This is a genomic window from Bradyrhizobium sp. (genome assembly GCF_049581145.1).
In the GTDB taxonomy this organism is placed as follows: Bacteria; Pseudomonadota; Alphaproteobacteria; order Rhizobiales; family Xanthobacteraceae; genus Bradyrhizobium.
This window is the reverse complement of the sequence record NZ_JBAURI010000861.1, coordinates 1-6,408: the sequence shown is the minus strand read 5'-3', so window position 1 is coordinate 6,408 and position 6,408 is coordinate 1. Positions and strand designations below refer to the sequence as shown.

Here is a 6,408-nt window from a genome sequence, read left to right as displayed (position 1 = left end):
GTGTTGAAGACGGCCGATGCCGTGACGCCGAACCTTTCCGTTGGCGCAACCCTCGGCTCGCTGCTGCTGTTCGTCTCGATCTATCTGATCATCTTCAGCTTCGGCACGATCTACATCTATCGGCTGCTGCGAGGAGGGCCGGTCGCGTCCGGGCTTCGGATTGACGCCACCCCACAACGGCCGCTCGCCGTTGTCGGAGGCAGTCCGATGACAGCGCGTGCCGCAAGCGTGGAGTTTTCCCGATGATGTTCTGGGTTGCGGTTCTCGCCATCAGCATTTTGCTGTACGTGCTGCTCGACGGTTTCGATCTGGGTGTCGGCATCCTGTTTGCGTTCACTCGCGATGAGATCGATCGCCGGCGCATGATGTCGGCGATCTCTCCGGTCTGGGACGGCAACGAGACCTGGCTGGTGATGGCGGGTACCGTCCTGTTCGGCGCGTTTCCACGCGCCTACGCAACGCTGCTGTCGGCATTCTATCTTCCGATCATCGTGATGCTGGGGGCGCTGATCCTGCGCGGCGTGGCATTCGAGTTTCGCTACAAGACAGTGAGGTTTCGCTGGGTCTGGGACCTGAGCTTCGCCGCCGGCTCCATCGTCGCGACCATGGCGCAGGGGGTGATGATCGGCGCGCTGGTCGAGGGCCTGCCGGTGGTCAACGGCGGTTACGCCGGCGGCACGTTCGGCTGGTCCGGCGGCTTCGCCTGGCTGTGCGGTGTCGGACTGTGTCTCGGCTACGCGCTGCTCGGCGCAGCCTGGCTGGTCGGCAAATCCGAGGGAGTGCTGCGCCAGCGGGCCTATGGCTTCCTGCTGCCCTTGACGATCGGGGTCGGCGGGTTTCTGGTCGCCGCTCTCTGCTATGCGCTGCTGCGTGACATCCGCATCATGGATCGCTGGCTGCAGCGTCCATATCTCTTCCTGTTCCCGGCTCTCGGTGCGCTCGCATCCTATTTTCTAATCAAGGGGACGCTCGATCGCAGCGATTTCCTCCCGTTCCGCATGGTCAGCCTGATCTTTGTGGCGGCGTTCGCAACGCTCGCGATTTCATTCTGGCCGTTCATGATTCCGTTCTCGCTCACGATTGCCGAGGCGGCCGCGCCGGAGAGCAGCCTCGACTTCATGTTCTGGGGCGCCGGCCTCATCGTGCTGCCATTGATCTTCGGCTACACCGCGACGGTGTACTGGCTGTTTCGCGGCAAGCTCCGTGACGAGACCGAACCGACGGAGACGCCTGCAATGGTCGATTACAGCGCGACCTATCCGGCAAACCAGCCCTGAGCGATGGCGTTCAAGGCCGAGCTCAACAGTTCGAAGCCCCGAAAAAGGAGAATATCGATGGCGAAGAAAGTCGCAGAAGCGATCATCGAGACGTTGCGATCCGCAGGCGTGAAACGGTGCTATGGCATCGTCGGCGATACGCTGAACGATATTGCGCATTGCATCGACAAGAGCGACATCGATTGGGTTCATGTGCGGCACGAGGAGGCCGGCGCGTTCGCCGCGGGCGCCGAGGCCATGCTGACCGGTCATCTCACTGCCATTGCGGGAAGCTGCGGCCCGGGCAGTCTCCACTTCATCAACGGGGTCTATGAGTGCAACCGAAACCGGGCGCCGGTGATCCTGATTGCCAGCCAGGTGATGCGCAGTGAGCTTGGCTTCGACTTCATCCAGGAGGTTGATTTCAAGGAGGTCTACCGCGGCTGCAGCGTCTATTGTGATATGATCCATACGCCGGAGCAGGCGCGGCGGAAAACCGTCATTGCCTGTCAGGCGGCAATCGCCAAACGTGGTGTTGCGGTCCTCATCGTGCCGGTCGACGTATCGAAGGCCGAGATCACGCCTGATATTCCCTACCATGTCCATGTCAGCGCGCCGGTCATTACGCCCAATGACGAGGAACTCGATCGCATCGCTGGCATTCTCAACGCCGGCAAGAAGATCGCTATTTATGCCGGATCGGGCTGTCAGGGAGCGCATGCGGAGATCATCGCGACGGCGAAGAAATTGCTGGCGCCGGTCGCGCATACCACGCGCGCCAAGGACTTCGTGGAGTACGACAACCCGCACAATGTCGGCATGACCGGTCTGATTGGCGGGGAGGCCGGCTATCGCACGGTGCTCGATTGCGACACCTTGCTGCTGCTCGGCGCCGATTTCGCGTGGCGCCAGTTCTATCCGGACAAGGCCCAGATCGTTCAGGTCGATATCGAGCCGACGCACCTGGGCCGCCGCCATCCGGTCACCGCGGCCTCGGTCGGCAGTATCAAGCCGACCCTTGCGGCGCTGCTGCCGCGTCTGCAGCAGCGGCACGATGCGTCGTTCCATGACGAGCACGTCGCCCGCTACAGGCACATGATGGAAGAGCGCTATGCCAAGGCCAAGGCAGCGCATGGCGACATCATCACCGGCACCTATCTGACGACGCTGATCGATCGCTACGCGGCGGACGACGCGTTGTTCGCCGGCGACGATGGAACGCCGGTGGTCTGGCTGCATCAGTACGTGAAGGTCAATGGCAAGCGCCGCACCTTCGGCAGCCTGCTCCATGGCACGATGGCCACCGCGCTGCCGTCGGCGCTGGGATTGCAGGCGTGCCAGCCGGGCCGCCAGGTGATCTCGATGTCCGGCGATGGCGGCATCGCCATGCTGTTCGGCGAGTTGTTGACCGCGATCCAGGAAAACCTCCCGGTGAAGATCGTGGTCTATGACAACGGCAAGCTCGGCTTCGTCGAGATCGAGCAGAAGACGGAGGGGCTGTTGCCGACGTTCACCAATCTCAAGAACCCCGATTTCGGCAAGGTGGCGGAAGCCATCGGGCTATGGGGCCGCACTGTTGCAAAGGCCCGCGATCTCGACAGCGCGGTTCAGGAATGGCTCGCTCAGCCCGGGCCGGCGTTGCTTCATGTCAAGGTGGCGCCGATGCAACTGGTGATGCCGCCCTTTATCGCGGCGGAGCCGGCAGTCGGCATGGCTCTCTATGCGATGAGGGCGGTGCTGCATGGACGTGGCGGCGAGGTCTGGGAAATGGCGCGGGAGAACGTCTGACCGAGTGGCCGCCCGGGGCCAGCAGGCCCGGCATCCAGGGATCGTTGCGCGGGACGGATGAGCGTCCCGCGCCGGAGTCATGGCGAGGGCCGATCGGGTGGGTCCTCAGGCCAGCGCCTCGGCGGCCTGCAGAACCTCGCTGGCGAGCCATTGCAGCCCGGCATCCTGGTCCGCGCGCTGGTGCCATACCGATTCGATGGTCACGCGCAGCGGATCGTAGGGCAGGTCCAGCACCGCGATCGGCTCGCGCGCGGCTTCCCGGAGCGCGATGCTGCGCGGCAGCGTCGCGACCATGTCGCTTCGGCTCACCAGGGTCGGGACCGCGGAATAATGCGGCACCGAGACGGCGACGCGGCCGACCAGTCCGCTATTCTCGTCTTCCTTGTCGAGCAGCAGGCGCTCGATCCAGACCCGTCGTTCGACACCCTGTTCGTCGATGAAGCCGTCCGAGGTGCGTTCCTCGCTGCCGCTCAACTCGACCACGATGTGAGGAAACGCAAACAGCCGCTGCATGGTGACCGGTTCGGATGTCAGGGGATGACCCTGTCGCACCACCAGCGCCTCGAACTCGACCGCAAACGGCATCCGCCTCATCCGCTTCGGCAGATTGGCAAACCAGCCCACAGCCATTTCGAGCCGGCCGCTGTCGAGGTGCCCCACCAGGTCGAGACGGCTGAGCGGGAAGATCCGCAAATTGATGTTGGGTCCGATCGTTCTGATCCTCTCCATGATGCAGGGGAGGAACATCATCGTCGCATAGTCTGACATCGCGATCCGGAATGTTCGCGTCGATCTGGATGGATCAAACGTCTTCGACCGGACAGCCTCGGAAAAGCGTAGCAGACCTTCCTTGATCGTTGGCGCAAGTTCCTGCGCCCGCGAGGTCGGTGTCATGCCATTGTCGACGGCGATAAAGAGCGGGTCATCAAGCAGTTGCCGCAGGCGCGCGAGGGCATGGCTGACGGCGGAAGGTGTGATGGCAAGCTCGCGAGCCGCGCCGGCAACGCTGCGATGTCGCATGATGGCTTCAAACACCCGAAAAAGATTGAGATCTATCCTCCGGATCGCCAAGTCGAACTCCCGTCGCGTGCTGCCTCACCATAGCCGATGCCACAACCGCGGCGTCAAACATCAGGTTGCGGCATCAATAACGCCGGAACGGCGCGCCACAACAGTTGGAGACGCCAAGATAGTGTGACCAATTAGACGGAACAACCTGTGCCTAAGGAACGGGCAAGCACGGAGCCGTGACTCATTGCCAAAATATCGTCAAGGCTGATTTCTCATTTCGCGAAACTGCTTTCCGCTCACGGAGCAGCAACGAATCCTCTTGGTCATGCCGAGACGGATGAATGCCGAACAGCCGGACTTCGCCGTCGACGCTTTTGGCGCCGGCCGCGCGGGGGCGCGATCGAGGAGGCACGGTCCGTGGCACTGGTTTCGGCAGCCAGCCGGGGCCGTCCGCGCGATGGCTCACAGCCGGCCTTTCCTGTGAACCGGCAGGGCCTTGGCGCGTTTGCGTTCGCGGCCCATCTCTTTATTCAGAGCGCTTGGGTGGCTTCGCACACCAGGCCCAACCATGGAGACAACATGAGGAACCTTTTCGCAGCAGTCGTGTTCGTCGGGTGCATCTCGATTTTCGGCGCGGCCAATGCCGCCGACGGATGCGGACCGGGTTGCCATAGCGTCTCCGGCGGCGCTTGCGTCATCGACGGATGGGGTTCATCGACGGCTCGCAACGAGTGCCCTGCGGGAGCCCAGCCGCGCCCACCGTGCGGCACCGGATACGTCTGGCAGAGACGTCTCCACGCTTGTTTTGAACGGTAGCCGGTCAGCAAGGCAATCAGGATCCGCCCTGCGGGATCAACATCCCGAGGTCATCCCATCCTGCTTGCCATCAGCCACGGCCCAACACGCGCTGGCCTCGACCGAGGCCGGCGCGGCGCAAATCGGCCACTCAGCCTCGCCTTCGCAGGCTGCCTCCTGGCTGTGGCCGAGGAGCGGCCGACGGCGCAATCGCGTCGGCGGGCGCATCAGCATCGGCAACATCAGGGGAGAGCCGCTCGCCAATCACGCCGGTGGCGAGCAAGCGCTTGATATCAGCAAGGCCGGCCAGATCGCGCAGAAAGTAGCGTCCTCTCCAGGCTCGGCGATCTCTTCCGTTACGAGCGCGCATGACGTCACCCGATCACGCCCCCAACTCGCGGTTATTATTTTAGGCTTAAAATTATGACGCAAAAAATACGAAGCGGAGGAATCAGCCGCCTCATTGTGCGCCAGATGAGCCCAATTGGCGAGCACCGCCGCTCCTGCGTGAGCGGAGCGGTCTCGAGCGGCGGCCAGATCGATCCGGCGGCTCCTGAAGAACCCAGGCGGCGACAGCGAACAAGATCGTGCAGCGGCGCGCGCTCACAAAGATGGGCAGTGTTGTTCCGTCGTGGCGCCATGACGCCTGCCGCACGCGCAGATGCGAAAGCTTGCGATATGGAGCTGCGCCAGGTCGGCGCGATCCGCACGGAGTCACCGCTCCGTTTCGTTGATCACGTCGATCGTCCGCAATGCGATGTCGCGCATCAACCCGATCTCGGTCATATCCCGGCCATCGGTGAGCGCTTTCGCGACGAGCGTGAGTTCGCGCCAGCACAGATCGTCCGCGTCGGTCGCCTCGTGCATCCATAAAGCCGTGCGCAAAATGATCTCCACCCATTTGTCGCGCCGCCGCGCCATGGCGCCCTGCAAAAGAAAGGTAGCGAGCTTCGCGCGATTGCCGCCACGTGCTTGCCTCACCGCTCTCGCGATTTGCGGGTCGTCCTCGAACCATGATCGCGATACGATCTCGAGATCGGCAAGCTCGTCGCTCCTGCGTAGCAGCAACGCCAGCTCGGACGGCTCGCACATCGCCTTGGGGATCTCGGCCATCAGCTCGGCGAGCGTTTCACCCAAGACCATACGCGTCGGTTGCCAGTCGGCACCGCCGATGGTCTCGGCGACCTGGAGCAGGCCGAATGGCGGAGCCCCTCCTTTTTCGATGGTGAGCGCCAATTGGTGCGCGACTAGGCGATCGAGATGGGCGCGCGATACGGCAAGCTTTGGCGCGCCCATGTCGGCAACGGCGAGGCTCATCTCGATCCGACGGCGGGTTTCCGGCTCGCCGCTGAAGGCGTCGGCAATTCCGGCTTTGGTCAGGATCGACGATAAGCGTTTCTTCCGGCCGGCCGGCGATATCACCAGGAAGGCTTGCGCCATGGCGCCATCGACGGCGGTCGCGTCAACGGACTCCAGGCCTCCCTTGTCCCATGGCGCACAATCGGTCCCTTCCGCCCGCGCCTTGCGAATGATCGCGTCCACGTCGGCTCTCTCATCC

General features: G+C 63.2%; 7 protein-coding genes and 1 pseudogene. 6 read left to right on the top strand and 2 right to left on the bottom strand.

The genetic code is table 11. The features are described from left to right. From WCB02_RS28235 to WCB02_RS28225, 3 genes and pseudogenes are all read left to right on the top strand, one after another. Positions 1–246 (top strand): annotated as a pseudogene (locus WCB02_RS28235) (cytochrome ubiquinol oxidase subunit I); the annotation flags it as partial. After that, positions 243–1,277: a cytochrome d ubiquinol oxidase subunit II gene (cydB, locus tag WCB02_RS28230; protein ID WP_423963043.1), complete on the top strand. Its 1,035-nt coding sequence runs from the start codon at positions 243–245 to the stop codon at positions 1,275–1,277. The pseudogene WCB02_RS28235 and the gene cydB, both read left to right, overlap by 4 nt. Positions 1,278–1,334: 57 nt before the next feature. Beyond that, the gene (locus WCB02_RS28225) at positions 1,335–3,044 is read left to right on the top strand and encodes a thiamine pyrophosphate-dependent enzyme (protein WP_423963042.1); all 1,710 of its coding nucleotides are present in this window, start codon (positions 1,335–1,337) and stop codon (positions 3,042–3,044) included. 105 nt (positions 3,045–3,149) lie between these two features. Here the strand turns inward: WCB02_RS28225 and WCB02_RS28220 are convergent, their stop codons facing one another. Then, the gene (locus tag WCB02_RS28220; protein ID WP_423963041.1) at positions 3,150–4,115 is read right to left on the bottom strand and encodes a LysR family transcriptional regulator; all 966 of its coding nucleotides are present in this window, start codon (positions 4,113–4,115) and stop codon (positions 3,150–3,152) included. A 519-nt stretch (positions 4,116–4,634) separates the two neighbouring features. Between WCB02_RS28220 and WCB02_RS28215 the strand changes: the two genes are divergently transcribed. Together WCB02_RS28215 and WCB02_RS28210 are read left to right on the top strand one after the other, a co-directional pair. Further along, complete coding sequence (locus tag WCB02_RS28215; protein WP_423963040.1) at positions 4,635–4,871, top strand: hypothetical protein; 237 nt, start codon at positions 4,635–4,637, stop codon at positions 4,869–4,871. A gap of 64 nt (positions 4,872–4,935) precedes the next feature. Then, positions 4,936–5,277 (top strand): hypothetical protein, encoded by a 342-nt coding sequence (locus WCB02_RS28210; protein ID WP_423963039.1) that lies wholly within the window; start codon positions 4,936–4,938, stop codon positions 5,275–5,277. A 287-nt stretch (positions 5,278–5,564) separates the two neighbouring features. Here WCB02_RS28210 and WCB02_RS28205 read toward each other — a convergent pair whose 3' ends face one another. Further along, on the bottom strand, positions 5,565–6,086 hold the full coding sequence (locus WCB02_RS28205) for a hypothetical protein (RefSeq protein WP_423963038.1): 522 nt from the start codon (positions 6,084–6,086) through the stop codon (positions 5,565–5,567). Positions 6,087–6,110: 24 nt separating this feature from the next. Here WCB02_RS28205 and WCB02_RS28200 point away from each other — a divergent pair, with 24 nt between their 5' ends. Continuing rightward, a complete protein-coding gene (locus WCB02_RS28200) occupies positions 6,111–6,242 on the top strand; it encodes a hypothetical protein (RefSeq protein WP_423963037.1) in 132 nt (43 codons plus the stop codon). The last annotated feature ends 166 nt before the right edge of the window (positions 6,243–6,408 follow it).

Excerpts from the sequence above, each read along its gene's own strand:
- WCB02_RS28225 (WP_423963042.1), top strand. The coding sequence starts at position 1,335 with ATGGCGAAGAAAGTCGCAGAAGCGATCATCGAGACGTTGCGATCCGCA.
- cydB (WP_423963043.1), top strand. The coding sequence starts at position 243 with ATGATGTTCTGGGTTGCGGTTCTCGCCATCAGCATTTTGCTGTACGTG.
- WCB02_RS28215 (WP_423963040.1), top strand. The coding sequence starts at position 4,635 with ATGAGGAACCTTTTCGCAGCAGTCGTGTTCGTCGGGTGCATCTCGATT.
- WCB02_RS28200 (WP_423963037.1), top strand. The coding sequence starts at position 6,111 with ATGGGCGCGCGATACGGCAAGCTTTGGCGCGCCCATGTCGGCAACGGC.